Origin of the sequence: Leisingera sp. ANG-M1 (genome assembly GCF_000813745.1) — a bacterium.
Taxonomy (GTDB): Bacteria; Pseudomonadota; Alphaproteobacteria; order Rhodobacterales; family Rhodobacteraceae; genus Leisingera.
The window spans coordinates 771-1,012 of sequence record NZ_JWLC01000079.1 but is presented as its reverse complement, the minus strand read 5'-3'; the positions used below and the strand labels follow the sequence as shown (position 1 = coordinate 1,012).

1 protein-coding gene is annotated in these 242 nt (G+C 56.2%); it reads left to right on the top strand.

Going from position 1 to position 242, the window contains the following annotated elements; all coding sequences use genetic code 11:
• Window positions 1–174: 174 nt before the first annotated feature.
• Window positions 175–242 (top strand): MerR family transcriptional regulator (locus tag RA19_RS27820; protein WP_152615884.1); only part of this gene is annotated, 68 nt, incomplete at its 3' end.

The window sequence follows — 242 nt, the reverse complement described above, 5'->3', positions numbered from 1 at the left end:
GCGAACATGCCGGCGTTGATGGCGATCACCAGCCACAGCCTTCGTTTGTAATCTGCCGAGACCCCGTCAAACCGGGTGTTGTGATTGCAGCAGCCTGCCATTGCTCTTGTCCTCATTCCTGATTCGGGATCAATGTAGGGCCTCTAGTCACTAGAGCTTCAAGAGGTCTCTGCGATGTATTCCATTGGCGCGTTGTCCAAGGCCACCGGCGTGAAGGTCCCGACCATCCGCTACTACGAGGA